This is a genomic window from Streptomyces sp. NPDC033174 (assembly GCF_055577795.1).
Genome location: NZ_JBVIPQ010000003.1, coordinates 85,762 through 108,041, shown reverse-complemented (window position 1 = coordinate 108,041; position 22,280 = coordinate 85,762). Strand labels below are relative to the sequence as shown.

At 72.2% G+C, this 22,280-nt stretch carries 24 protein-coding genes and 1 pseudogene; 15 read left to right on the top strand and 10 right to left on the bottom strand.

The window, feature by feature from the left end; genetic code table 11:
- Positions 1-169: 169 nt before the first annotated feature.
- The gene (locus ACZ5VC_RS10615) at positions 170-622 is read right to left on the bottom strand and encodes an ATP-binding protein (RefSeq protein WP_468707559.1); all 453 of its coding nucleotides are present in this window, start codon (positions 620-622) and stop codon (positions 170-172) included.
- A gap of 249 nt (positions 623-871) precedes the next feature.
- On the opposite strand from ACZ5VC_RS10615, the gene ACZ5VC_RS10610 reads away from it, so the two are divergent.
- Both ACZ5VC_RS10610 and ACZ5VC_RS10605 read left to right on the top strand, forming a co-directional pair.
- Positions 872-1,729 (top strand): helix-turn-helix domain-containing protein, encoded by an 858-nt coding sequence (locus ACZ5VC_RS10610; RefSeq protein WP_469120202.1) that lies wholly within the window; start codon positions 872-874, stop codon positions 1,727-1,729.
- Positions 1,730-1,743: 14 nt separating this feature from the next.
- Positions 1,744-1,953, top strand: coding sequence for a DUF397 domain-containing protein (locus ACZ5VC_RS10605; protein WP_469119694.1), 210 nt, complete (start codon positions 1,744-1,746; stop codon positions 1,951-1,953).
- Here ACZ5VC_RS10605 and ACZ5VC_RS10600 read toward each other — a convergent pair.
- A complete protein-coding gene (locus ACZ5VC_RS10600) occupies positions 1,942-3,090 on the bottom strand; it encodes an 8-amino-7-oxononanoate synthase (RefSeq protein ID WP_469119693.1) in 1,149 nt (382 codons plus the stop codon). The genes ACZ5VC_RS10605 and ACZ5VC_RS10600 overlap by 12 nt on opposite strands.
- Positions 3,091-3,235: 145 nt before the next feature.
- On the opposite strand from ACZ5VC_RS10600, the gene bioB reads away from it, so the two are divergent.
- From bioB to ACZ5VC_RS10575, 5 genes are all read left to right on the top strand, one after another.
- Positions 3,236-4,411 (top strand): biotin synthase BioB, encoded by a 1,176-nt coding sequence (bioB, locus tag ACZ5VC_RS10595; RefSeq protein WP_469119692.1) that lies wholly within the window; start codon positions 3,236-3,238, stop codon positions 4,409-4,411.
- Positions 4,404-5,705 (top strand): adenosylmethionine--8-amino-7-oxononanoate transaminase, encoded by a 1,302-nt coding sequence (locus ACZ5VC_RS10590; RefSeq protein WP_469119691.1) that lies wholly within the window; start codon positions 4,404-4,406, stop codon positions 5,703-5,705. The genes bioB and ACZ5VC_RS10590 overlap by 8 nt, the downstream gene beginning before the upstream one ends.
- A gap of 101 nt (positions 5,706-5,806) precedes the next feature.
- On the top strand, positions 5,807-6,523 hold the full coding sequence (gene bioD / locus ACZ5VC_RS10585; protein WP_469119690.1) for a dethiobiotin synthase: 717 nt from the start codon (positions 5,807-5,809) through the stop codon (positions 6,521-6,523).
- A gap of 2 nt (positions 6,524-6,525) precedes the next feature.
- Positions 6,526-6,870, top strand: a complete 345-nt coding sequence (locus ACZ5VC_RS10580; RefSeq protein WP_468707553.1) for a VOC family protein — start codon at positions 6,526-6,528, stop codon at positions 6,868-6,870.
- A gap of 79 nt (positions 6,871-6,949) precedes the next feature.
- The gene (locus ACZ5VC_RS10575) at positions 6,950-7,684 is read left to right on the top strand and encodes a class I SAM-dependent methyltransferase (protein ID WP_469119689.1); all 735 of its coding nucleotides are present in this window, start codon (positions 6,950-6,952) and stop codon (positions 7,682-7,684) included.
- Positions 7,685-7,723: 39 nt separating this feature from the next.
- Here ACZ5VC_RS10575 and ACZ5VC_RS10570 read toward each other — a convergent pair whose 3' ends face one another.
- Entirely contained in the window at positions 7,724-8,095 is a 372-nt protein-coding gene (locus ACZ5VC_RS10570) for a fic family toxin-antitoxin system, toxin component (RefSeq protein ID WP_469119688.1), read from the bottom strand.
- 16 nt (positions 8,096-8,111) lie between these two features.
- Positions 8,112-8,378 carry a toxin-antitoxin system HicB family antitoxin gene (locus tag ACZ5VC_RS10565; protein ID WP_469119687.1) on the bottom strand — a complete coding sequence of 89 codons (267 nt, stop codon included), beginning with the start codon at positions 8,376-8,378 and terminating at the stop codon, positions 8,112-8,114.
- Between the two features lie 355 nt (positions 8,379-8,733).
- On the opposite strand from ACZ5VC_RS10565, the gene ACZ5VC_RS10560 reads away from it, so the two are divergent.
- Both ACZ5VC_RS10560 and ACZ5VC_RS10555 read left to right on the top strand, forming a co-directional pair.
- On the top strand, positions 8,734-10,071 hold the full coding sequence (locus ACZ5VC_RS10560) for a hemolysin family protein (protein WP_469119686.1): 1,338 nt from the start codon (positions 8,734-8,736) through the stop codon (positions 10,069-10,071).
- Complete coding sequence (locus ACZ5VC_RS10555) at positions 10,068-11,090, top strand: hemolysin family protein (protein ID WP_469119685.1); 1,023 nt, start codon at positions 10,068-10,070, stop codon at positions 11,088-11,090. The genes ACZ5VC_RS10560 and ACZ5VC_RS10555 overlap by 4 nt, the downstream gene beginning before the upstream one ends.
- Before the next feature lie 42 nt (positions 11,091-11,132).
- On the opposite strand, the gene ACZ5VC_RS10550 is transcribed toward ACZ5VC_RS10555, so the two are convergent.
- Entirely contained in the window at positions 11,133-11,414 is a 282-nt protein-coding gene (locus ACZ5VC_RS10550) for a holin (protein WP_469119684.1), read from the bottom strand.
- A gap of 101 nt (positions 11,415-11,515) precedes the next feature.
- Here ACZ5VC_RS10550 and ACZ5VC_RS10545 point away from each other — a divergent pair, with 101 nt between their 5' ends.
- From ACZ5VC_RS10545 to mug, 3 genes are all read left to right on the top strand, one after another.
- Positions 11,516-12,319, top strand: coding sequence for an SGNH/GDSL hydrolase family protein (locus ACZ5VC_RS10545; RefSeq protein WP_469119683.1), 804 nt, complete (start codon positions 11,516-11,518; stop codon positions 12,317-12,319).
- Between the two features lie 101 nt (positions 12,320-12,420).
- Positions 12,421-13,863, top strand: a complete 1,443-nt coding sequence (gene purB, locus ACZ5VC_RS10540) for an adenylosuccinate lyase (protein WP_469119682.1) — start codon at positions 12,421-12,423, stop codon at positions 13,861-13,863.
- Between the two features lie 7 nt (positions 13,864-13,870).
- The gene (gene mug, locus ACZ5VC_RS10535; protein WP_469119681.1) at positions 13,871-14,425 is read left to right on the top strand and encodes a G/U mismatch-specific DNA glycosylase; all 555 of its coding nucleotides are present in this window, start codon (positions 13,871-13,873) and stop codon (positions 14,423-14,425) included.
- Positions 14,426-14,529: 104 nt separating this feature from the next.
- On the opposite strand, the gene ACZ5VC_RS10530 is transcribed toward mug, so the two are convergent.
- Positions 14,530-14,967 (bottom strand): hypothetical protein, encoded by a 438-nt coding sequence (locus ACZ5VC_RS10530; protein ID WP_469119680.1) that lies wholly within the window; start codon positions 14,965-14,967, stop codon positions 14,530-14,532.
- A gap of 267 nt (positions 14,968-15,234) precedes the next feature.
- Here ACZ5VC_RS10530 and ACZ5VC_RS10525 point away from each other — a divergent pair, with 267 nt between their 5' ends.
- A complete protein-coding gene (locus tag ACZ5VC_RS10525) occupies positions 15,235-16,392 on the top strand; it encodes an ROK family transcriptional regulator (RefSeq protein WP_469119679.1) in 1,158 nt (385 codons plus the stop codon).
- A 54-nt stretch (positions 16,393-16,446) separates the two neighbouring features.
- Here ACZ5VC_RS10525 and ACZ5VC_RS10520 read toward each other — a convergent pair whose 3' ends face one another.
- The gene (locus tag ACZ5VC_RS10520; protein ID WP_469119678.1) at positions 16,447-17,187 is read right to left on the bottom strand and encodes a GntR family transcriptional regulator; all 741 of its coding nucleotides are present in this window, start codon (positions 17,185-17,187) and stop codon (positions 16,447-16,449) included.
- A gap of 248 nt (positions 17,188-17,435) precedes the next feature.
- Positions 17,436-18,314: an RNA polymerase sigma-70 factor gene (locus ACZ5VC_RS10515; protein ID WP_469119677.1), complete on the bottom strand. Its 879-nt coding sequence runs from the start codon at positions 18,312-18,314 to the stop codon at positions 17,436-17,438.
- Positions 18,315-18,532: 218 nt separating this feature from the next.
- Between ACZ5VC_RS10515 and ACZ5VC_RS10510 the strand changes: the two genes are divergently transcribed.
- The gene (locus ACZ5VC_RS10510) at positions 18,533-19,363 is read left to right on the top strand and encodes an alpha/beta fold hydrolase (protein WP_469119676.1); all 831 of its coding nucleotides are present in this window, start codon (positions 18,533-18,535) and stop codon (positions 19,361-19,363) included.
- Positions 19,364-19,843: 480 nt separating this feature from the next.
- On the opposite strand, the pseudogene ACZ5VC_RS10505 reads toward ACZ5VC_RS10510, so the two are convergent.
- A pseudogene (locus tag ACZ5VC_RS10505) lies at positions 19,844-20,248 on the bottom strand (EamA family transporter); the annotation flags it as partial.
- Positions 20,249-20,295: 47 nt separating this feature from the next.
- Here ACZ5VC_RS10505 and pdxR point away from each other — a divergent pair.
- The gene (gene pdxR / locus ACZ5VC_RS10500; RefSeq protein ID WP_469119675.1) at positions 20,296-21,810 is read left to right on the top strand and encodes a MocR-like pyridoxine biosynthesis transcription factor PdxR; all 1,515 of its coding nucleotides are present in this window, start codon (positions 20,296-20,298) and stop codon (positions 21,808-21,810) included.
- On the opposite strand, the gene ACZ5VC_RS10495 is transcribed toward pdxR, so the two are convergent.
- Entirely contained in the window at positions 21,765-22,172 is a 408-nt protein-coding gene (locus ACZ5VC_RS10495; protein ID WP_469119674.1) for a VOC family protein, read from the bottom strand. The genes pdxR and ACZ5VC_RS10495 overlap by 46 nt on opposite strands.
- Positions 22,173-22,280 lie beyond the last annotated feature (108 nt).

Here is a 22,280-nt window from a genome sequence, read left to right as displayed (position 1 = left end):
GGGTGACCCTGCCGTGAAAGACGCGAGCCCGGCAAGTCAGTCCCCCCGCGCGAGCGTCCCAGAGCCTCGTCAAGGCGTTGATGCATGGGCTTCAGCAAGATCACCCGCCCCACACCGAGCGCAACGATGGATATCCAGGCGAGTTACCTGACCCATCGGACAGGACCTCCTAGCCGCCGAGCGGCGCCGTCGGCTCCTGGGCGGGGACGGTCCACGGGAGGGCGATCCAGACGGTCTTGCCGCCCTCCTCGGTGGGGACCACGGAGATCCGCCCTCCGCACTCCGAGGTCAGCCAGCGGATGATCACCATCCCGCGCCCGTTGTCCTGCTGGACGGCCGCGGGCAGCCGCCGCGGCCACCGCGGGTGGCTGTCGGTGACGCCGATGTGCAGCTGCTCGTCGCGCTCGAGGCGCACGTCGATGGTGAAGGTGGGCGACTGGCCGAAGGTGTGCTGCACGGCGTTGGTGGCGAGCTCGGAGACGATCAGCCGGACGGTGTCGGCCGCCTCCGTCCCGTCCGGTAGCCCCCACGCGGAGATGACGTCCGCCACGTATCTCCGGGCGGCGGAGACCGAGGCGGGATCGCTCGGCAGAGTGACGGTTGCTTCCTGGTGGTCTGCCATGGCGACGCTGTCCCTTTCCCACCGGGGCCCGACTCCGCCATGTGGCGGATGGTCTGCGACGACGGCCTCGGATTGCGCTTCGCGCCAGAGTGCCACTGATGGTGCCGCCCTGGGTGTCGATCCACCAAGATATGCATATATCTGTCGCCCGAAGCGGTGAACTCTGCGACGCGGGACCGCATTCGGGCGGCACACTGACGCGTCGGGCGCTAAAGGAACCGAGCGGAAGGGAGTGGGCCGATGCGTGGCATGCGGCACGGTCCCGCGGTGCGCCGGCGCAAGCTCGGCGAGGAGCTGCGCCGCCTGCGTCTGGACGCGGGGCTCACCAGTCGCGAGGCCGCCCGTCTGGTCGGCTGGCACCAGTCGAAGGTGAGCCGGATCGAGACGGGGACCAGTGGGGTGCAAGCCGTCGACGTGAGGCGGCTGCTCGACGCCTACGGGATCGTCGAGCCGCGTCTGCGGGCGCTGTTGGAGGCGCTGGCGGGGGCGGCGGACGGAGGCGGGACGGGATGGTGGCACGCGTACCGCGGTGTGATTCCGCCCCAGTACCGCGACTTCATCAGTCTGGAGTCCCAGGCGCGGACGGTCCGGACGCTGGAGACCTCGGTGGTGCCGGGGCTGTTGCAGACGCCGGAGTACGCGCGGGCGGTGACGCTGTCGGTGCTGGACAACAGCACGGCGACGACGGTCGATTCACTGGTGGAGGTCCGGCTGACGCGTCAGGAGGTGCTGCGGGCCGATCCCCCGCTGGAGTTCAGCGCGGTGCTCGACGAGGCGGTGCTGCGGCGGCAGGTGGGCGGACCTGGGGTGATGCGGGCGCAGTTGCGGCAGTTGATGGAGTGGGCCGTGCTGCCTCATGTCCGTTTGCAGATCCTGCCGTTCACGGTCGGCGGCTATGCAGGACTCACCGGCCCTTTCGTTATTTTCTCCTTTCCGAACATTTCTGATCTGGATGTGGTCGTTCTCGACCACTTGACGAGTAGCCTCTATCTGGAGCGGAATGAGGATCTCGACGCGTACAGCGCCGCGTTCCGCGCCATGCAGGAGCACGCCCTTTCGACCGACGATTCGTTGGCACTCATCGCCGGGATCAGTGACGGCGCGTAGGGAGGCACCCCCCAATGTCTGCTTACCTCGCACAGCAGGAGCACCCCCTGCCCGAAGGCTTACGGTGGCGGCGCAGCAGCCGCAGCGTGGGCATGAACAACTGCGTCGAGACCGCCCGGCTCGACGACGGACGGCTCGCCGTACGGGACTCCAAGAACACCGCCAGGCCACCGCTGCGCTTCTCGGCGGTGGCCTGGTCCTCGTTCACCCGCTCACTGGGCTGACGGAGCCGTACGCACGATCGTGGCGACCGCCGCATCGATCTGAGCGCCCGTCAGGTCGGCGCGTGCGGTCAGCCGCAGCCGGGAGATGCCGTCCGGCACCGACGGGGGACGGAAGCAGCCGACCGCGAGACCCTCCTCGCGGCAGTCCGCGGCCCATCGCAGCGCCGCCTCCGGCGAGGGGGCGCGCACCGAGACCACGGCAGCGTCGGGACGGACGGCGGTCAGGCCCGCGTCCGTGAGGAGGCCGTGCAGGGTCGTGGCGACCGTCCGCGCGCGCGCGGCGAGGCCCGGCTCCCCGCGCAGCAGCCGCAGGCTCGCCAGCGCGGCTCCGGCCGCGGCCGGAGCGAGTCCGGTGTCGAAGATGAAGGTCCGTGCCGCGTTCACCAGATGCTCGATGACCCGCGCCGGGCCGAGTACGGCACCGCCCTGGCTGCCCAGGGACTTCGAGAGGGTGAGCGTCGCGACGACGTCCTCGTCACCCGCGAGACCGGCGGCGTGCAGCGCGCCCCGGCCGCCGTCGCCCAGTACCCCGAGCCCGTGCGCGTCGTCCACGACGAGCGCGGCGCCGTGGTCGCGGCAGGCGGCGGCGTGGGCGGCCAGCGGCGCCCGGTCGCCGTCCACCGAGAACACCGAGTCGCTGACGAAGAGGGCCCGGCGGCCGCGGTGGGCGTCGAGCGTCTTGCGTACGGCGTCGGGGTCGGCGTGCGGCACGACCGCGGTCTCGGCGCGCGAGAGCCGGCAGCCGTCCACGATGGACGCGTGGTTACCGGCGTCGGAGACGATCAGCGAGCCGCGCCCACTGAGCGCGGTCAGGGCGGCGAGGTTGGCCGCGTACCCCGACGAGAACACCAGAGCCGCCTCGAACCCGCAGAACTCGGCGAGCTCGCTCTCCAGCTCGGCGTGCAGCCGGGTGGTTCCGGTGACCAGGCGGGAGCCGGTGGCCCCCGCGCCCCAGCGGCGCGCGGCCTCGGCGGCCGCCCCGGTGATCGCGGGGTGGCGGGTCAGGCCGAGGTAGTCGTTGCTCGCGAGATCCAGCAGGTCCGATTCGGCGGCGCGGGGACGGAGCGTACGGACGAGCCCGGCCTCCGCGCGGCGGCGCGCCTCGGCGTCGGTCCAGTCGAATGGAGCCCGGTGCATATCGCGGATCCCTTTTGTAGGCAGCGCACAGACCCTAACCGGCCCGGGCCGAGGTCAGAGTGTGGCCATACACACACCTGAAACGCGGTCTGTTGTTCAGTTCCTCCTTGGCCCGGGGGCGTGCCGTAGGCGAGGATCGGCTCTCATGGACCTGCTGAACACGCTGGTGGAGAAGGGGCTGCGGCGCGAGCTGCCGACCCGTGAAGAAGCGCTCGCCGTGCTGGCGACCTCCGACGACGATCTGCTCGATGTGGTGGCCGCGGCCGGAAAGGTCCGCCGCCAGTGGTTCGGGCGGCGGGTGAAGCTCAATTACCTGGTCAATCTGAAGTCCGGCCTGTGTCCCGAGGACTGCTCGTACTGCTCGCAGCGGCTCGGGTCCAAGGCGGAGATCCTCAAGTACACCTGGCTGAAGCCGGACGAGGCGTCGAAGGCGGCCGCCGCGGGGGTGGCCGGCGGCGCCAAGCGGGTCTGCCTGGTCGCCAGCGGCCGCGGCCCGACGGACCGGGACGTCGACCGGGTCGGTGAGACCATCGAGGCGATCAAGGAGCAGAACGAGGGCGTCGAGGTGTGCGCCTGCCTCGGCCTGCTCTCCGACGGCCAGGCGGAGCGGCTGCGTGACGCGGGCGCCGACGCCTACAACCACAACCTCAACACCTCCGAGGCGACGTACGGGGACATCACCAAGACCCACACGTACGCGGACCGTGTCGACACGGTGCAGAAGGCGCACGCCGCGGGCCTGTCCGCCTGCTCCGGACTGATCGCGGGCATGGGCGAGAGCGACGAGGACCTGGTCGACGTCGTCTACGCGCTGCGCGAGCTCGACGCCGACTCGGTGCCGGTCAACTTCCTGATCCCCTTCGAGGGCACGCCGCTCGCCAAGGAGTGGAACCTCACCCCGCAGCGCTGCCTGCGCATTCTGGCGATGGTCCGGTTCGTCTGCCCCGACGTGGAGGTGCGGATCGCAGGTGGCCGTGAGGTGCATCTGCGCTCGATGCAGCCGCTCGCGCTGAACCTGGCGAACTCGATCTTCCTGGGTGACTACCTCACGAGCGAGGGACAGGCCGGCCAGGCCGACCTGGACATGATCGCGGACGCCGGCTTCGAGGTGGAGGGCGCGGACACCACGACGCTGCCCGAGCACCGCAGGGCCACGGCGGACGCCGAGGCGGCGGAGGGCTGCGGTTCGGGCGGCGGCTGTGGTTCCGGTTCGGTGTGCGGTTCCTCCGAAGAGGCCGCTGCCGAGGTGCCCTCCGCGCGGACGGATCTGGTCGCGGTACGCCGCCGGGGCGCCGGTACGGACCTCGCACCCAATGCGTAGTGCCGAACCGGGTCTCGACCCGGCCGAGCTGATCGCCCTCGACCGGGCCCATGTCTGGCATCCGTACGGGCCCATGCCGGGCCGTACGGATCCGCTGGTCGTGGAGTCCGCGTCGGGGGTCCGGCTCCGGCTGGCCGAACCCGCCCACGGGCAGACCGAGTTGATCGACGGCATGTCGTCCTGGTGGTCCGCCGTGCACGGCTACAACCACCCGGTGCTCAACGAGGCCGTGCGCAGCCAGCTCGGCCGGATGAGCCATGTGATGTTCGGCGGGCTCACTCATGAGCCGGCCGTGCGCCTGGCCACCCGGCTGGTGGAGATCACCCCGGAGCCGCTGCGGCATGTCTTCCTCAGCGACTCCGGCTCGGTCGCCGTCGAGGTGGCCGTGAAGATGTGCCTGCAGCACTGGCGCTCGGTGGGCCGTCCCGCCAAGCAGCGGCTGCTGACCTGGCGCGGCGGCTACCACGGCGACACCTGGCAGCCGATGTCGGTGTGCGACCCCCAGGGCGGGATGCACGAGCTGTGGTCGGGCGCCCTGCCCCGGCAGATCTTCGTGGACGCGCCCCCGGTCGCGTACGAGGAGTCGTACGCGGAGCTGCTGCGCACCACGATCGGACGGCACGCGGACGAGCTGGCCGCGGTGATCGTGGAGCCGGTGGTGCAGGGCGCGGGGGGAATGCGGTTCCACTCCCCCGAGTACCTCCGGGTGCTGCGCGAGGCGTGCGACGCGCACGACGTCCTGCTGGTCTTCGACGAGATCGCCACCGGCTTCGGCCGCACCGGCAGCCTCTTCGCGGCCGGGCTGGCGTCGGTGTCCCCCGATGTGATGTGTCTGGGCAAGGCCCTGACCGGCGGGTATCTGTCGATGGCGGCGACGCTGTGCACCGAGCGGGTGGCCGACGGCATCTCGCGCGGCGAGGTACCGGTGCTGGCCCACGGGCCGACGTTCATGGGGAACCCGCTCGCGTCCGCCGTGGCCTGCGCCTCGATCGATCTGCTGCTGTCCCAGGACTGGACGGGGGAGGTCAAGCGGATCGAGGCGTCCCTGCTCGACGGCCTGGCGCCGGCACGCGGGCTGCCGGGCGTCCTGGACGTCCGGGTGCTCGGCGCCGTCGGTGTCGTCCAGCTGGACCACCCGGTGGACATGGCCGCGGCGACGGAAGCCGCGGTGCGGGCGGGCGTGTGGGTGCGGCCGTTCCGCGACCTGATCTACACGATGCCGCCGTATGTGACGGGAGACGAGGATCTCGACCGGATCTGCGCGGCGGTGTGCGCGGCCGCGGCCGCGGGCTGAGCCGTCCCCCGGGCGCGCCGCCTCATGAACACGGTGTCTGCGGCGCGCCCGCCTGGAACGGGCGCCTCCACACGAACACGTACAGGAAGGACAGCGAGCACATGACCGTCATCGTCGTCAGTGGTACGGGCACCGAGATCGGGAAGACGATCGTCACCGCCGCGGTCGCCGCCGCGGCGTCGGCCCAGGGCAGGTCAGTGGCCGTGCTGAAGCCCGCGCAGACCGGCCTGGCGCCGGGCGAGCGCGGCGACGCGGACGAGGTCGTCCGGCTCTCCGGGGCCGTGACGGCCCTCGAACTGGCGCGCTTCCCGGAGCCGTTGGCGCCCGCCACCGCCGCCCGACGGGCCGCCATGGCGCCGGTCGGCCCCCGGCAGGTCGCGGACGCCGCCGAGAAGCTCGCGGCCGAGCACGACCTGGTCCTCGTGGAGGGCGCGGGCGGCCTGCTGGTGCGCTTCGACGAGGACGGCGGCACACTCGCCGACGCGGCCCGGCTGCTCGGTGCGCCGGTGCTGGTCGTGGTGCCCGCCGGGCTGGGCACGCTCAACACGACCACGCTGACCGGCGAGGCGCTGCGGAGCCGGGGCATCGACCAGTTGGGTGTCGTGGTCGGAAGCTGGCCGGACGAGCCGGACCTGGCGGCCCGCTGCAACCTCGAGGACCTGCCGCAGGCCGCGGGTGCGCCGCTGCTCGGGGCCGTCCCGGCGGGGGCCGGTGCGCTCCCGCCGGCCGACTTCCGGGCAGCGGCGGCCGGTTGGCTGGGACCGGAGCTGGGCGGCGTGTGGCGCGCGGAGGAGTTCACGGCTTCCGTACGCTGGTGATCATGCGAGCACATGTCAGCGAGATCGTCTTCGACTGCGCGGACCCGGCGGCGCTGGTGCGGTTCTGGGCCGCCCTGCTGGGCGGCGCTCCGGTGGACCGGAGCGCCGACTGGTCGTACGTCGAACCGCCCGGGTTCGTCCGGATCGCCTTCCAGCGCGTACCGGAGGGCAAGACGGCCAAGAACCGGCTCCATCTGGACCTGGAGTCGGGGGACGTCGACGTCGCGGCGCAGGAGGCGGAGCGATTCGGCGCGGTCCGCGTCGAGGGGATCGTCACCGACGACCACGGCCGTTTCCAGGTGCTGCGGGACCCCGAGGGGAACGAGTTCTGCTTCGTGGGCGCCTGATCGCGTCGCGACCGGGGGACAATGAGGGTAGCCGTCGGCTCCGTACATCCCCGTACGGCCCTTGTCGAAGGAGGCTGCGATGCTCATGCGCCGTAGCGAGGTCCCCCGGGACGCCGTCCATCACCCGCTCTTCGCCCGCTTCTACGCGCGCTTCAGCGTGGCGGCGGACACCAAGGGCGGCGTGGCCCCCGTCCGCGACGAGCTGCTGACCGGTCTGTCGGGCCGGGTCATCGAGATCGGCGCGGGCAATGGTCTGAACTTCGCCCACTATCCGGGGACCGTCTCCGAGGTCGTCGCCCTCGAACCGGAGCGGCGTCTGCGCCAGTTGGCCGTCGAGTCCGCGCTGCGCGCCGGTGTTCCGGTGGACGTGGTGCCGGCCGCGGCGGAGGCGATGCCGGTGAAGAGCGAGGCGTTCGACGCGGCCGTGGCCTCGCTGGTGCTGTGTTCGGTGCGGGACCTGCCGAGGTCACTCGCCGAGATCAGGCGGGTCCTCAAGCCGGGCGGTGAGCTGCGCTTCTTCGAACACGGGGTGGCGCCGGGGCGTGCGATGGCGACGGCTCAGCGGACGCTGGACCGCACGGTGTGGCCGCTGTTGTTCGGGGGCTGTCACACGGCGCGGGACCCGCTCGCGGCGATGGCGGCGGCGGGGTTCGAGTTCGTGACGTACCGGCGCCTACGGATTCCGGAGCGGGGACCGCAGATGCCTTCGTCCTCGTGCGTGCTGGGCGTGGCGCGCCGCCCGTTCGACGGCGAGCGCCCGGCCGGTGGTGAGAGCAGCCGGCGGCGGCCTCCGGCCGGCGGGGATTCTCCCTGATGGTGGGCCTTGCGGGCGAAGGGGTCGACGGCCGGGCAGTCAGTGGCTCCACTGCCGCAGTTCGTCGGCGATGGCCCGTACGTCCGACGTGCCGTCCTTGACCAGCCGTGCGAGGTCCCGCACCTGCTCGGGCGAGGTGACGACCTTGAGCCCGCAGGCGACGAGATAGCCGTAGGCGACGGCGGAGGCGAACATCGCGTTGGAGTGTTCGAGGGCCGGCACATGGAGGAGCAGTTGCAGCAGGGCGGCGGCGCGGGCGTGCGGGTCGCCGTAGACGGGGACGCCGAATATCTCGGCGTCGTGCCGGGACACCGCGGCGACGAGCGCGCCCCAGTCGGTGACCTGGGGGTCTCCGGGCGTCTGGTGCTCGGCGACCATGAGCAGCCAGGCGAGGTCGATCGAGAGGTTCATCCGGTCGGAGTCACCGTCACCGCTCGCCCCGGCCGGCGCCGGGGCCCCGGTCCCCGGGCCCTTGGCCGTTCCGCTCCGTGCCGAATTCTTCGGCGAACACCGATTCGTACTGCTTCATGAAATCGGCCGCGGCCTCCACGAAGGTGCGGCCCACCTCGCCCGCGTCCTGCTGGACGAGCTCCTCGATATAGCGGTTGACGCTGACCCCGCGCTGCTGCGCCCGCCGGCGCGCGGCCTCGGCGGTGGTCTCGTCCACGCGTACGTTCAGCTGAGTCTTCGCCACCCCCTCAAGCTAGCGCGGAACCGCTAGCCCCGGCAATCCCGCGGCACGACAGGCTCCCAGCATGGCCGGCGGGTCGGCGGGTACACGCCTGAACCGCAGGGGAAGTGCCGGGTGAAGCCGCCGACCCGCCCCCCGAGGCCGGGCGACGGGCCGCACTCCAGCGGGCCGCACCGCTCGGCCCCGGGATCACGGGGCCTGCCCTCGCGCCATTTTGCCCGTCCTTTACCATGGTCTTTCTCCTCGTTCCTTCTCCCCCGATCGAAAGGTGTGAGCGTCCGCCCATGGGCGAGCCTCCCAGTAGCCGACATCGCGCACTCCTCCTTCCCCTGTCCGATCATGGGACGGAGGTGAACCGATGACCGAAGTGCTCCTGCTCACCGTGGCGCTCTTGCTCTCGCTGGCGTGCGGTGCCTTCGTCGCGGCGGAGTTCTCGCTCACGACCGTCGAGCGCGGCCAGCTGGAACGGGCCGTCGAGCGGGGCGAGCGGGGGGCGGCGAGCGCCCTCAAGGCCGTCCGGTCCCTCACCTTCCAGCTCTCCGGCGCTCAGCTCGGCATCACCGTCACCAATCTGGTCGTCGGCATGCTCTCCGAGTCGTCGATCGTCAAGCTGATCCGCGGTCCGGTGGAGGCCCTCGGCCTGTCCCCCTCGGCCGCTTCGTCGGTGGCCCTGGTCATCGGCACGGCCCTGTCCACCGTCGTCCTGATGGTCGTCGGCGAGCTGGTCCCGAAGAACTGGGCCATCTCCTCCCCGCTGGCCGTCGCCAAGGTGGTGGCACCCCCGCAGCGGGTGTTCACGGCCACGTTCAAGCCGCTGATCAGCCACCTCAACAACACCGCCAACCGGATCGTGCGCCGGCTCGGCCTGGAGCCGGCCGAGGAGCTGGCGTCCGCGCGCAGCCCGCAGGAACTGGTCGCCCTGGCCCGCCACTCCGCCAAGGAGGGCGCACTGGAGGCGGACACCGCCGAGCTGTTCGTACGGACCCTGAATCTGGCCGAGCTGACCGCGGAGAACGTGATGACGCCCCGCGTCCAGGTCACGGCGCTCGAGGTGCAGGCCACGGCCGAGGACGTCGCGAACGCGACCCGCGCGACGGGCCTGTCCCGCTTCCCCGTCTACCGGGGCAGCCTCGACTCCGTCGTCGGCATCGCCCACATCAAGGACGTCCTGGCCATACCGGCAGCCGACCGGCCCTGGAAGCGGGTCTCGGAGATGCTGCGCGAGCCGCTGCTCGTCCCGGAGACGCTGACGGTCGACCGGCTCCTGGACCGGTTGTCCGGGAAGCGGACCATGGCCGTCGTCATCGACGAGTACGGCGGCACAGCCGGTGTCGTGACGCTGGAGGACATCGTCGAGGAGGTCGTCGGCGAGGTGCGCGACGAGCACGATCCGCACGAGACTCCCGACCTCGCGCGCGCGGGTGAGGACGCGGACGGGCGGGAGCTCTGGTCGGCGGACGGCGCGGCGAGGACCGACCAGCTGGAGACGATCGGGATGCGCGTGCCGGACGGCCCGTACGAGACGCTCGCCGGTCTGATCGCCCATGAACTGGGCCGGATCCCGGCCGTCGGGGACTGCGTCGAGATGGCCGGCTGGCGGCTCGACGTCGTGGACGCCTCCGGGCGGCGGGCGGCCAGGGTGCTGATGCACGCGCCGCTCTCCCGTACCGACGGAGCCGGGGAGGCGCGACGATGACCGTGATCCAGCTGCTGATCGGCTTTCTGACGCTGGTCGTCAACGCCTTCTTCGTGGGCGCCGAATTCGCCCTGATCTCCGTGCGCCGCAGCCAGATCGAACCGGAGGCGGAGGCCGGGAACCGGCGGGCGCGCAGCGTCATCTGGGGCCTGGAGCACGTCTCGGCGATGCTCGCCGCGGCGCAGCTCGGCATCACGCTGTGCACCCTGGTACTGGGCATCGTCGCCGAGCCGGCGATCGCCCATCTGCTGGAGCCGCTGTTCGACGTGGTCGGTGTGCCGCACGGCCTGGTCCATCCGATCTCGTTCGTGATCGCGCTGGCCGTGGCGACATATCTGCACATGCTGCTGGGCGAGATGGTTCCGAAGAACATCGCGCTGGCGGAGCCGACCCGGTCGGCGCTGCTGCTCGGCCCGCCACTGGTGACTCTCGCCCGCGCCCTGCGCCCGGTGATCTTCGCCATCAACGCCTTCGCCAACCTGCTGCTCAAGCTGCTCAGGGTGGAGACGAAGAACGAGGTGTCGGCGACGTTCTCCGACGACGAACTGGCCCGGATGGTGACGGACGCGGGGGACGCCGGTCTGCTGGACGACCGCGCCGCCGAGCGTCTGCACGACGCCCTGGAGCTGGGCCGCCGCCCGGTGCGGGACGTCGTCATGCCTGTGGAGCGGGTGGTGTACGCCCGTGTCGGGACCACGCCGGAGGAGCTGGAGCGACTGGCCGCGGAGTCGGGCTTCTCCCGCTTCCCGGTCGTCGACTCCGACCGCCGGATCCTCGGCTATCTCCATGTGAAGGACGCCCTGGACGTCCTTCCGCGCGATCTGCCGTTCCCGGTGTCGTCCCTGCGCCCGATCGCCCGGGTCCGCGCCTCCACGCTCATGGACGACGTACTGACGGCGATGCGCCGCAGCCGTACGCACCTGGCGGCGGTGGTGGACGAGGAGGGCGACGAGAAGCTCGCCGGCCTGGTGACGATGGAGGACGTGCTGCGCGAACTGGTGGGGCGGCCCTCGGCCTGATCCGACGCTCCAGGCGCCCTGTGCGCCTGTTGGGGCGCCCGCCTAGGTGCCCGGCGCCTTGGCGTGCTTCTGTGAGCGCGGCGGCGCGGGGGTGACGGCCCGGTCCGTGGTCTCGGTGAGACCGGGGCCGCGCCGTCCCAGTCCGCCGGCTCCGAGGGCGGTGAGCACGGCGAGCAGGCTCGCGAGACCGGCGGTGGCGAGCGCCGCCCGCCATTCGACGTCGAAGAGGTTGGTCGCTCCGGCCATCAGGACGGCGGCGAGTGACTGCGCGAAGGTGCGGACCGCGCGTTCGGCGGTGGCCTTCCAGAAATCCACGGTGAACATGTATTGGACATACTGCGGAATCCAGCCCCGCGACAGCCCTCCGGCAGCAGCTCGCCATCGGCGGACGCCCCCTCCATACCGCGCGGTATGATCGGCCCGCCATGACGATGAATGCCACCTACACCAGTCTGGTCGCCGTGGGCGACAGCTTCACCGAGGGAATGTCGGACCTGCTGCCCGACGGCACCTACCGCGGATGGGCCGATCTGCTGGCCGCCCGGCTCGCCGCGCGCACGCCGGACTTCCGGTACGCGAACCTCGCCGTACGCGGAAAGCTCATCGGCCAGATCGTCGCCGAGCAGGTGGACGCCGCCGCCGCCATGCGGGCCGACGTGGTGACGCTGGTCGGCGGGCTCAACGACACCCTGCGGCCCAACTGCGACATGGGACGTGTGCGCGGGCTGCTGGAGGAGGCGGTGGAGCGGTTGGCCCCGTCGTGCGAGCGGCTGGTGCTGATGCGCAGTCCCGGGCGCGACGGCCCGGTGATGGAGCGCTTCCGGCCGCGCATGGAGGAGCTCTTCTCCTTCGTCGACGAGCTGGCCGAGCGGCATGACGCGGTCGTCGTGGACCTGTACGGCGCGCGGGTGCTCGGGGACCAGCGGCTGTGGGACGTGGACCGGCTGCACCTCACGGCCGAGGGTCACCGGCGGGTGGCCGAGGCGGTCTGGCAGGCGCTCGGCCTCGAACCGGAGGACGACTGGCGGGCCGAGCTGCCACAGGGGATACGGCCCGGGTGGATGACGCGGCGCGTGGGCGATGTACGGTTCGCCCGGCAGCACTTGGGACCCTGGATCGGCCGCCGGCTGACGGGCCGGTCGTCCGGCGACGGACTCCCGGCGAAGCGCCCGGACCTGCTGCCTTACGAGCCGCCCTCGACGCGACCGTCCGAGCGTCCGCGCCCGTAGCGCGCGGGCACTGCCCTCGCGGCCGGCGGCCCGCTCTCGTAGCAAACAACAAACCGGACCGTGGCGCTGGCCTGCAGAAACCGCCAGTAGAATCTGGTCACGTGACTGCTGTGACTGCGAAGCCCCGCATCCCCAATGTCCTGGCCGGCCGCTACGCCTCCGCGGAGCTCGCCGTCCTCTGGTCCCCCGAGCAGAAGGTGAAGCTGGAGCGCCAGCTGTGGCTCGCCGTGCTGCGTGCCCAGAAGGACCTCGGGATCGAGGTTCCGGACGCCGCCCTCGCCGACTACGAGCGTGTCCTCGACCAGGTCGACCTGGCATCGATCGCCGAGCGCGAGAAGGTCACGCGCCATGACGTGAAGGCGCGCATCGAGGAATTCAACGCCCTCGCCGGCCACGAGCACGTCCACAAGGGCATGACCTCCCGTGACCTCACCGAGAACGTCGAGCAGCTGCAGATCCGGCTCTCGCTGGAGCTGATGCGGGACCGCACGGTCGCCGTCCTCGCCCGGCTCGGCAAGCTCTCCGCCGAGTACGCGGAGCTGGTCATGGCCGGCCGCTCGCACAATGTCGCCGCCCAGGCCACGACCCTCGGCAAGCGTTTCGCGACGGCCGCCGACGAACTGCTCGTGGCCTACGGCCGCCTCGAGGACCTCCTCGGCCGCTACCCGCTGCGCGGGATCAAGGGCCCGGTCGGCACCGCGCAGGACATGCTGGACCTGCTCGGCGGCGACGCCTCCAAGCTGGCGGAGCTGGAGCAGCGGATCGCCGGTCACCTCGGCTTCGCGCACGCCTTCACCTCGGTGGGCCAGGTCTACCCCCGCTCCCTCGACTACGACGTGGTCACCGCGCTGGTGCAGCTCGCGGCCGCGCCCTCGTCGGTGGCGAAGACGATCCGTCTGATGGCGGGACACGAGCTGGTGACCGAGGGCTTCAAGCCCGGCCAGGTCGGCTCCTCCGCGATGCCGCACAAGATGAACACCCGCTCCTGCGAGCGCGTCAACGGCCTGATGGTGATCCTGCGCGGCTACGCCTCGATGACGGGCGAGCTGGCCGGTGACCAGTGGAACGAGGGCGACGTCTCCTGCTCGGTCGTCCGGCGGGTCGCCCTGCCCGACGCGTTCTTCGCCTTCGACGGTCTCGTGGAGACCTTCCTGACGGTCCTCGACGAGTTCGGCGCGTTCCCCGCGGTCGTCGCCCGTGAACTGGACCGCTACCTCCCCTTCCTCGCCACGACCAAGGTGCTGATGGGCGCGGTGCGCGCGGGCGTGGGCCGCGAGGTCGCGCACGAGGCCATCAAGGAGAACGCCGTCGCCTCGGCGCTGGCCATGCGCGAGCAGGGCGCCGAGCGCAACGAGCTGCTGGACAAGCTGGCCGCCGACGAGCGGATCCCGCTGGACCGGGCGCAGCTGGACGCGCTGATGGCGGACAAGCTTTCCTTCACCGGCGCCGCCGCCGACCAGGTGGCTGCCGTGGTCTCCCGGATCGAGGAGATCGCCAAGCAGCACCCCGAGGCCGCCGGCTACACGCCCGGGTCGATCCTCTGATCCGCGCATGACCCGGTTCACTCCCGAGGAACTCCAGGCCGCCCGCGACCGCGTCGTCCCCGACGTGGTGGCGGACGGCCTGTCCGTTCTCTTCTGCGGCATCAACCCCGGTCTGATGTCGGCCGCGACGGGCCACCACTTCGCCCGTCCCGGCAACCGCTTCTGGCCGGTCCTGCACCTGTCCGGCTTCACTCCACGGCAGCTGAAGCCGTCCGAGGAACGGGAGCTGCTCACGTACGGCCTCGGCATCACCAATGTGGTGGCGCGGGCGACGGCGCGGGCCGACGAGCTGAGCGACGAGGAGTTCCGGGAGGGCGGCCGGCTGCTGACCGCCAAGGTGGAGCTGCTGCGGCCGCGCTGGCTGGCGGTGGTGGGCGTCACGGCGTACCGCACCGCGTTCGGCGACCGCAGGGCGGCGGTCGGCCCCCAGGAGCGGACGGTCGGCGCCACCCGGATCTGGGCACTGCCCAACCCCAGCGGTCTCAACGCCCATTGGACCGCGGCGACGATGGCCGAGGAGTACGCGAGGCTCCGCGAGGCGGCCGGGGCCGACGGGCCCTGACGAGGGTCCGCAACGCGGGTCGCCGGGCAGACGGGACTTTACGGACGGGCCCAGGGCCTGTCTTTTGGGGCACGCGAGCCCGGCAAGATCCGAAAGACAGGCCCTTACGGCGGGTCGACGGTCGTGACGGCGGCCAGCAGCTGGAACGGCAGCTCCTTGTCCCACTGCGAGACCCCCAGGGCCATCCAGAGCCCGTCGACCCGCCACAGGTGGAGATCCGGCACATGGTTGCTCAGGACTCCCCAGGGCTCGGGTATCTCCTCGCCCTCCATGCTCCGCTCCTGCACCGACCAGAGGCTGAACACCTGCGGAGGCCCCCAGCGCTCCTCGAGCACCAGCGCGAGCGCGTCGCGGTCGGCTTCGTACTGGTCGCAGACCTCTAACCGGCGGGTGCCGTCGTCATCCCAGAAGTCCTCGCTCGTGGCGAGTTCGGCGATGTGGTAGCCGGGGCCGCTGTCCCCCAGCTCCGATCTTCCGTGCTCCGCGGGGAAGGCCCGGGAGCGCAGCAGGTCGATCGTCGCCACATGGCGTGCGGTGGTCATGGCTCCAGTAAAGCGGCCGCCACTGACAACTGCCGTTCCCGGGCCGGGAAGCGGCCGCGGGGCCGACGGGTGCGGGCCGCTGAGCCCCATGTCAGCGCCACGGCGCCGGAGTTGGGGCCCGGAATCGTACCCGGGCGGTCATCGCCGCGTACGGGCCCGGATTCATGGCGCCGGACCGACGCACCACGGGGCACGGGCGGCACTCGCCGCGCTCCCGGCCATTGAGTACCATCCGGCAGACACGCGCTCGAGCTGGGAGGACACACCGTGGGCCGGCTGACCGGCGGAGACCCGTCGCTGTTGCGGCGGATCAATTCCGCGGTGGTACTTCATGCGCTGCGGGCCGCCGACTCCCCCACGCTCACCGATCTGACCCGGATCACCGGCCTGTCGCGGCCGACGGTCGAGGGGGTGATCGAGGGGCTCATGGAGGGCGGCCTCGTCGTCGAGTCGGCGCCCGAGGAGGGCGAGACCAGGCGGCAGGGCAGGCCGGCCAGGAGGTTCCGGTTCCGGACCGAGGCGGGGCATCTGCTGGGCATCGAGATCGGACCGCACCGGGTCGCCGCGCTGCTCTCCGGGCTCGACGGGCGGATCATCGGCGCGGGCTCCCGTGAGGTGTCGGAGACGGCGTCGGCGGACGAGCGGCTGGAGCGGGTCCGTACGGTCGTCGCCGACGTCCTGCGCCGCGCCGGGGTGGCCCGCAGCAACCTCCGGGCCGTCGGTGTCGGCACACCGGGGATCGTCGAGGCGGACGGAACCATCAAACTCGGCACCGCGCTGCCCGGCTGGACCGGTCTCGCGCTCGGCGAGCGGCTGCGCCGCTCCTTCCGCTGTCCGGTCCTGGTGGAGAACGACGCCAACGCGGCGGCGGTGGCGGAGCACTGGAAGGGTGCCGCCACCGACTCCGACGACATCGTCTTCGTCCTCGCGGGTCTCAGCCCGGGTGCCGGTTCGCTGATCGGAGGCCGGCTGCACCGCGGCTACGGCGGCGCGGCGGGCGAGATCGGCGCGCTGCACCTGCTGGGGCGGGGGGTGACGCCGGAGACGTTGCTGTCGACCACGGACGAGCCGCTGCACCCGCTCGACGAACAGGCCGTGGCGGCGGTCTTCGCGCTGGCGCGGCAGGGCGACTCCCGGGCCGAGGCGGCGGTCGACCGGTTCATCCAGCGGCTGGTTCACGATGTGGCGGCCCTGGTGCTGGCGCTCGACCCCGAGCTGGTGGTGATCGGCGGCTGGGCCGCGGGACTCGACGGCGTACTGCAGCCGCTGCGCGACGAGCTGGCTCGCTTCTGTCTGCGGCCCCCGCGGGTGGCGCTGTCACTGCTGGGCGAGGCCGCGGTGGGGACCGGCGCGCTGCGTCTCGCGCTCGACCATGTCGAGGAGCAGCTCTTCGCGGTCGAGGGAACGGTGACGGCCCGCCGCTGAGCAGCTCGGGGAGCTGCCGGCGACGGGCCGTGGACGTGCGCGGACGCGGGTGCTTCAGGACGCCATGACCAGGTCGCCCGAGTCGCCGAAGGTGAGGCGGCAGGTGTCGGCCCGGTAGGTCGCCACCGACACGGCGGCCGTACGGCCTTCGGAGAGATACCGGGTCGTCACGACGAGGACGGGCGCGCCGGGCAGGCGCTCCAGCTCCTTGGCGTCGTCCGCACGAGCCGAGCCGAGCTCGACCGCGCGGTCCTGGCCGTCGAGGGCGAGGCGCTGCAGTTCCCGCAGGACACCGCGGGCGCGGGCGGGTCCGGAGGGGCCGGCGACGGGGGGGAGGTGGGGGACCGAGCCCGTCGGTACGTACAGCAGCTCGGCCGCGACAGGCTGTCCGTGCGAGACGCGCAGGCGACGCACGACATGGACGGTTTCGTCGAGATCGGTGTCGAGGAGCCGTGCGACGGCGACGGGCGGCGTGGCGTCGGCGCAGTCGACGGACTGCCAGGTCTCCTCGGCGGCACCCGGCCACTGGTGCTGGGTGGTGGAGACGTCGACGCCCATGCGGGGCGGGGCGACGGTGGTGCCGACGCCGCGCCGGCGCTGCAGCCGGCCTTCCAGTTCGAGCTGCTCCAGCGCCTGCCGGAGCGTGGCGCGGGCGACCCCGAAACGAGCGGCGAGTTCACGCTCGTTGGGCAGGATCTCGCCCACCGCGAAGTCCGAGTCGAGCGCCTCACTGATCACGGTCTTGAGATGCCAGTACTTCGGCTCCGGCACCGATTCCAGCTGCGTGGTCCCCACCCTGATCCTCCGCAATCGCCGTGTCCCCGGCGGCTTTCCGCGCCCTTGTTTATTAAAGGTTCCTGCACTAACTCTGCCGACCATAAGACGGTCCTCCCCCTTGGTCAAGACCAATCCTCTGTCCGGCGGCCGGCGAAGCGGCCCATCGGCCTTGATCGTTCACAGGACGTTCGCGCTCCGGTGAGGCGCGCGCAGCAAAGCGCCCCGCGTCCGGGACGGAACGCGGGGCTTCCGGGAGGATGACGCTCCTACGGGGCGACCGCGTGGAGCTTGTCCGGATTACGAACGACATAGAGGCATTGAATGCGACCGTCGTGAACCTCCAGCTGGAGGACGGTGTCCGGTGTGCCGTCCCGCAGGGCGAGCATCGCGGGGGCGCCGTTGAGCTCGACGAGCCGGACCTCGAAGCCGGCAACGGTACCCGCGACCCCGAGGAGGAACCGGCCGACCTTGTCCGCGCTCTCGATGATCCGCAGCGGACCCTTGGACTTTCCGCCGCTGTCGCCGACGAGCCGCACGTCGGGGGCGAGCAGTTTGAGCAGGTCGCCGAGGTCGCCCCCGCCCGCGGCGGCGAGGAAGCGCTCGGTGAGGTCGCGGCGCTCGGCCGGGTCGACGTCGTAGCGGGGCCGGCCCTCGTCGACATGGCGCCGGGCCCGTCCGGCGAGCTGGCGCACGGCGGCCTCGGAGCGGTCGAGGACGGTGGCGATCTCCCCGTACGGGAAGCCGAAGGCCTCGCGGAGCACGAACACGGCCCGCTCCAGCGGCGAGAGGGATTCCAGGACGACCAGGACGGCGAGGGACACGGAGTCGGCGAGCACGGCGCGTTCGGCCGTGTCGGGCACGGACGGGCCGAAGTCGGTGACGATCGGTTCGGGCAGCCACGGCCCGACGTAGGACTCGCGCCGCGACTGCACGTGGCGCAGCCGGTCGATGGCCAGCCGGGTGGTGATCCGTACGAGATAGGCGCGCGGCTCGCGGACGTCCTCCCGCCGCTCGGCCGACCATCGCAGCCATGCCTCCTGGACGACGTCGTCCGCGTCGGTGGCGCGGCCGAGCATGCGGTAGGCCACGCCGATGAGGACGGGGCGGTGTTGCTGGAAGACGTCGGTCGCGGAGTCGGTGGTCACGCTCCCATCCCATCCCGCGCGCGGGGAGGTGTCCAGGCCCGGAGAGTGCGGCGCGGGCCACAGTCATGGGGCGGGAGGGGACGGGGAGAGGTCCCGGCGGCTCTTGCCCCGCGAGTCCGTCCGCGAGCGTTCCCGACCCGTTGCGGCCACCCTCTTGAACTCGTTGCTACTGAACGGTAATTGTTGCTGACAGGGTGTCTAAGACAGGGAGCAGTCGTATGCCGGCAGAGGTCTCGTTCACCACCGCGTCCCCCCGGGGACCGCGCACGGTCTCCGTGACGTACGAACGCAGGGGCGCAGGCGAGCCGTTGCTGCTGCTGCACGGGATCGGCCACCACTGGCAGGCCTGGGAGCCGGTCCTGTCGATCCTGGCGGCCGAGCGGGACGTCGTCGCGATCGACCTGCCCGGCTTCGGCGCCTCACCGGCCCTGCCCGACGGGTTCGCCTACGACCTCGGGACGGTCGTGCCCGTACTCGCCGGGCTCTGCGAGGCGCTGGGCATCGAGCGGCCGCATGTCGCGGGGAACTCCCTCGGCGGGCTCCTGGCCCTGGAGCTGGGCAAGGAGAAGCTCGTCCGGTCGGTGACGGCGCTGTCCCCGGCCGGTTTCTGGTCGGAGGGCGAGCGGCGGTACGCCTTCGGGACGCTGCGGGCGATGCGGGCCGCGGCTTTCGCGATGCCGCTGCCGCTGATCGAACGGCTGTCCCGGACCGCCGCCGGCCGTACGGCGCTGACCAGCACCATCTACGCCCGTCCCGGCCGCCGCTCACCCGAGGCCGCCGTCGCCGAGACCCTCGCGCTGCGCGGTGCCACCGGCTTCCACGAGACGCTCGCCGCCGGCGGGAGCGTGCGGTTCACCGACGACGTGCCCGGCGTTCCGGTCACGGTCGCCTGGGGCACCCGGGACCGGCTGCTGCTGCGCCGCCAGGGGATACGCGCCAAGCGCACCGTCCCCGGTGCCCGGCTGGTCCGGCTGCCCGGTTGCGGCCATGTGCCGATGAACGACGATCCGGCCCTGGTCGCCCGGGTGATCCTCGACGGCAGCCGCTGACTTTCCCCGGGGACGCCTGCCGAAGGCGCCGGAGCCCAGCGCGGCTCCGGCGCCCACCAGCGCGCTGCCCGTCGCCTGGGCCACGCCGTAGGTGCCCGTGCCGGCCAGCGGCGCGGTCAGCGCCGCGGCCACCGGGATCAGACCCGACAGCAGCACCGCCCGCTCCACACCGATCCGGCGCATGCCCGTGTAGTACAGAACGAAGCCGACCACGGTGACGACGGCCGCCTGCCAACCGAGCGCCAGCGCCTCGGACATGGCCGGGATCCGCAGGAACGCCGTCCCGTCGAGCACGAACCCGAGGAGCGCGGACTCCACGGCTCCGATGCCGCAGACCGCCGCAGTGAGCAGGCGCGGCCCCAGGGGCCGCAGAACCGGCACGGCGAGCACCGTGAAGCCCACCTCACCGACGAGCGCGCCCAGCGACCACACCATGCCGGACAGGTCGGTACGGCCCCAGCCCTGCACCGTGAACGCGCCCGCGGCGACGAACAGGGCCCCGCAGAGCACCGGGAGGACCGGCTTGCGCCTGTTCATCAGCGGCACGAGGACGGCGACGACCACTGGCGCGCAGCCGACGAACACTCCCGGCACGGCCGGTTCGGCGCTCCGCTCGGCCGCGAGGACGGACAGATTGAAGCCGACCATCCCGACGGCGGCGACGACGGCCAGACGCCCCCACTGACGGTGGCTCAGGTCGCGCAGCGGGGCGAGGCCTCCCCGGCCGAGGAAGGGGAGCAGGAGCAGAAAGGCGGCGCCGTAGCGCAGCGCCTGGCCGCCCGCGTAGGGGTAGTCGCCGAGAAGGCTGTTGGCGGTGAAGGAGGCGCCGACGAGGGCGTAGGCGAGGGTCACGAGGAGGGTTCCACGCAGAAGGTTCGCGTTCATGGTCCCGACGCTAGGCAGCGCTCCGGTCCCGTTTAAGGTCCACTTCCATGACGTCATCGGGGACCAATCCACCGGCGGGCGGGGACGGCGGAAGCCCCGCGTGGGAGCTGCTGCTGCCCGCGGCCGGTGCTCCGGCCCGCCGGCGTGGCCGGGCGCTCCAGTCGGCCCTGCGTGAGGCGGTGCGCTCGGGTCGTCTGGTGGCGGGGACACGCCTGCCGGCCAGCCGGGAGCTGGCGGCTGACCTCGGGGTGTCGCGCGGACTGATCACCGAGACGTACGAACAGCTCGTCGCCGAGGGCTATTTGCGCAGCGGGCGGGGAGCCGGCACCTGGGTGGGCGACGCCGTACGGGCGGCTGCCGAGGGGGCGCCCGACCCTGCTCCGCCCGCTTCGCGTCCGCTGGTGGACTTCACTCCGGGGACCCCCGATCTCTCACTCTTCCCGCGTGCCGCGTGGGCCGCCGCGCACAAGGCCGTCCTGTCCCGGCTGCCGCACCGGGCACTGGGCTATCCGGATCCGCGCGGGCTGGCGGAGCTGCGCGAGGCGCTGGCCGGGCTGCTGGCCAGGCGCCGAGGGGTGGTGGCCGATCCCGGGCGGCTCGTGGTGTGTTCGGGCGTGGCCCAGGCGATGACCCTGCTCGGATTCGTGCTGCACGCGCGCGGGGTGCGGGCGGTCGGAGTGGAGGACCCCGGGAGCCCGGAGCACGGCAGGCTGTTCGCCTCGACCGGTGTGGAGACCGTGTGGCTGCCGATGGACGCCGAGGGGCTGCTGCCGGGGCCACTGGCCGAGTCCGGCCTACGGGCGGTCGTGACCACTCCCTCGCACCAGTTCCCCTCCGGGATCGGGTACTCGGCCCGGCGGCGCGCCGAACTCCTGCGGTGGGCACGGTCGGTGGACGGCTTCGTCGTGGAGGACGACTACGACGGGGACTTCCGCTACGACCGGGCCCCGGTCGGCGCGCTCCAGGGCCTCGATCCGGAACGGGTCGCGTACACCGGTTCGGTGAGCAAGTCCCTGGCGCCCGGGCTGCGCCTCGGCTGGCTGCTCGCGCCGGAGGAACTGGTCGAGGACGTCGTGGAGCGCAAGCGGACCATGGACCTGGGCAATCCGGCCCTCGATCAGGCGGTGCTCTGCGACTTCGTCACCCGGGGCGGCTACGACCGTCAGCTGAGGCGTTGTCAGCGCGCCTACCGGGAGCGCCGGGACGCCCTGGTGGCGGCGCTGGAGGAGCATCTGCCCGGTACGGAGGTCAGCGGGATCGCCGCCGGGCTGCACATCATCGCGCGCGTGCCCGCCGAGGGCGGCCCGGCGCCGCTCCTGGTGCGGCGGGCGGCCGCGGCCGGGGTGGCGGTGCGACCGCTGGAGGAGTACGGGACGCGGGTCCTCACGGACGGGTACCTGAGGCTCGTGCTGGGCTACGCGCATCTGACGCCGTCGGACATCGCGCGGGGCGTGCGCCTGCTGGCGGGCGCCGTGCGCGGTAAAGGTGAGCACGCGGACGCCCCGCGCGGCGGCGGTCAGCCGCTGTTGGACCAGCCCCGTACGGAGAGGACGAGCCGGTAGCCGTCGGGGTCCTCGACGGTGACGCCCCATTCGTTCCAGTAAGGGTTGGGGGACGTCACGCGCTTGCCGCCGTGCTCCTCGAGCCGGGCCACGAGCTCGTCGGGGACCGCCTCTTCGAGGTAGACGACGAGAAGATCCTCCTCGGTGGGGCGCGGCTCGGCGGGCGAGGCGTGGACGAGTTCGAGGTGCCAGCCGGCGTCGGGCCAGCCCAGCATGAGCAGGGCGTGGTGGCCGGGTTCGGCGGTGCCCTCGTCGCGGTGGATGACGGTCAGGCCGAGGCCGTCCTTCCAGAACCGCTCGGCCGCCTCCAGGTCTCTTGAGGGACGGGCGATACGGATGTGCGACTGGCCGCCTATGGGCATGAGTTTCCCCCTGGTCGGTGTGATGGGACCGGTCCGACCGTATCCCGCGGCTTCGGACGGGTCGATCGGTCGCTGGTCCTCCGCCCTGCGACGTCGACCCCGTGGCGG

Coding starts and splice junctions, on each gene's coding strand:
- ACZ5VC_RS10550 (WP_469119684.1), bottom strand. CDS start 11,414: ATGTTCACCGTGGATTTCTGGAAGGCCACCGCCGAACGCGCGGTCCGC.
- ACZ5VC_RS10570 (WP_469119688.1), bottom strand. CDS start 8,095: ATGAACCTCTCGATCGACCTCGCCTGGCTGCTCATGGTCGCCGAGCAC.
- bioB (WP_469119692.1), top strand. CDS start 3,236: ATGGACCTGCTGAACACGCTGGTGGAGAAGGGGCTGCGGCGCGAGCTG.
- ACZ5VC_RS10610 (WP_469120202.1), top strand. CDS start 872: ATGCGGCACGGTCCCGCGGTGCGCCGGCGCAAGCTCGGCGAGGAGCTG.
- bioD (WP_469119690.1), top strand. CDS start 5,807: ATGACCGTCATCGTCGTCAGTGGTACGGGCACCGAGATCGGGAAGACG.
- pdxR (WP_469119675.1), top strand. CDS start 20,296: ATGACGTCATCGGGGACCAATCCACCGGCGGGCGGGGACGGCGGAAGC.
- ACZ5VC_RS10575 (WP_469119689.1), top strand. CDS start 6,950: ATGCTCATGCGCCGTAGCGAGGTCCCCCGGGACGCCGTCCATCACCCG.
- ACZ5VC_RS10530 (WP_469119680.1), bottom strand. CDS start 14,967: ATGACCACCGCACGCCATGTGGCGACGATCGACCTGCTGCGCTCCCGG.
- ACZ5VC_RS10615 (WP_468707559.1), bottom strand. CDS start 622: ATGGCAGACCACCAGGAAGCAACCGTCACTCTGCCGAGCGATCCCGCC.
- ACZ5VC_RS10590 (WP_469119691.1), top strand. CDS start 4,404: ATGCGTAGTGCCGAACCGGGTCTCGACCCGGCCGAGCTGATCGCCCTC.
- ACZ5VC_RS10580 (WP_468707553.1), top strand. CDS start 6,526: ATGCGAGCACATGTCAGCGAGATCGTCTTCGACTGCGCGGACCCGGCG.
- ACZ5VC_RS10545 (WP_469119683.1), top strand. CDS start 11,516: ATGACGATGAATGCCACCTACACCAGTCTGGTCGCCGTGGGCGACAGC.
- ACZ5VC_RS10605 (WP_469119694.1), top strand. CDS start 1,744: ATGTCTGCTTACCTCGCACAGCAGGAGCACCCCCTGCCCGAAGGCTTA.
- ACZ5VC_RS10510 (WP_469119676.1), top strand. CDS start 18,533: ATGCCGGCAGAGGTCTCGTTCACCACCGCGTCCCCCCGGGGACCGCGC.
- ACZ5VC_RS10560 (WP_469119686.1), top strand. CDS start 8,734: ATGACCGAAGTGCTCCTGCTCACCGTGGCGCTCTTGCTCTCGCTGGCG.
- ACZ5VC_RS10495 (WP_469119674.1), bottom strand. CDS start 22,172: ATGCCCATAGGCGGCCAGTCGCACATCCGTATCGCCCGTCCCTCAAGA.
- ACZ5VC_RS10600 (WP_469119693.1), bottom strand. CDS start 3,090: ATGCACCGGGCTCCATTCGACTGGACCGACGCCGAGGCGCGCCGCCGC.
- mug (WP_469119681.1), top strand. CDS start 13,871: ATGACCCGGTTCACTCCCGAGGAACTCCAGGCCGCCCGCGACCGCGTC.
- ACZ5VC_RS10555 (WP_469119685.1), top strand. CDS start 10,068: ATGACCGTGATCCAGCTGCTGATCGGCTTTCTGACGCTGGTCGTCAAC.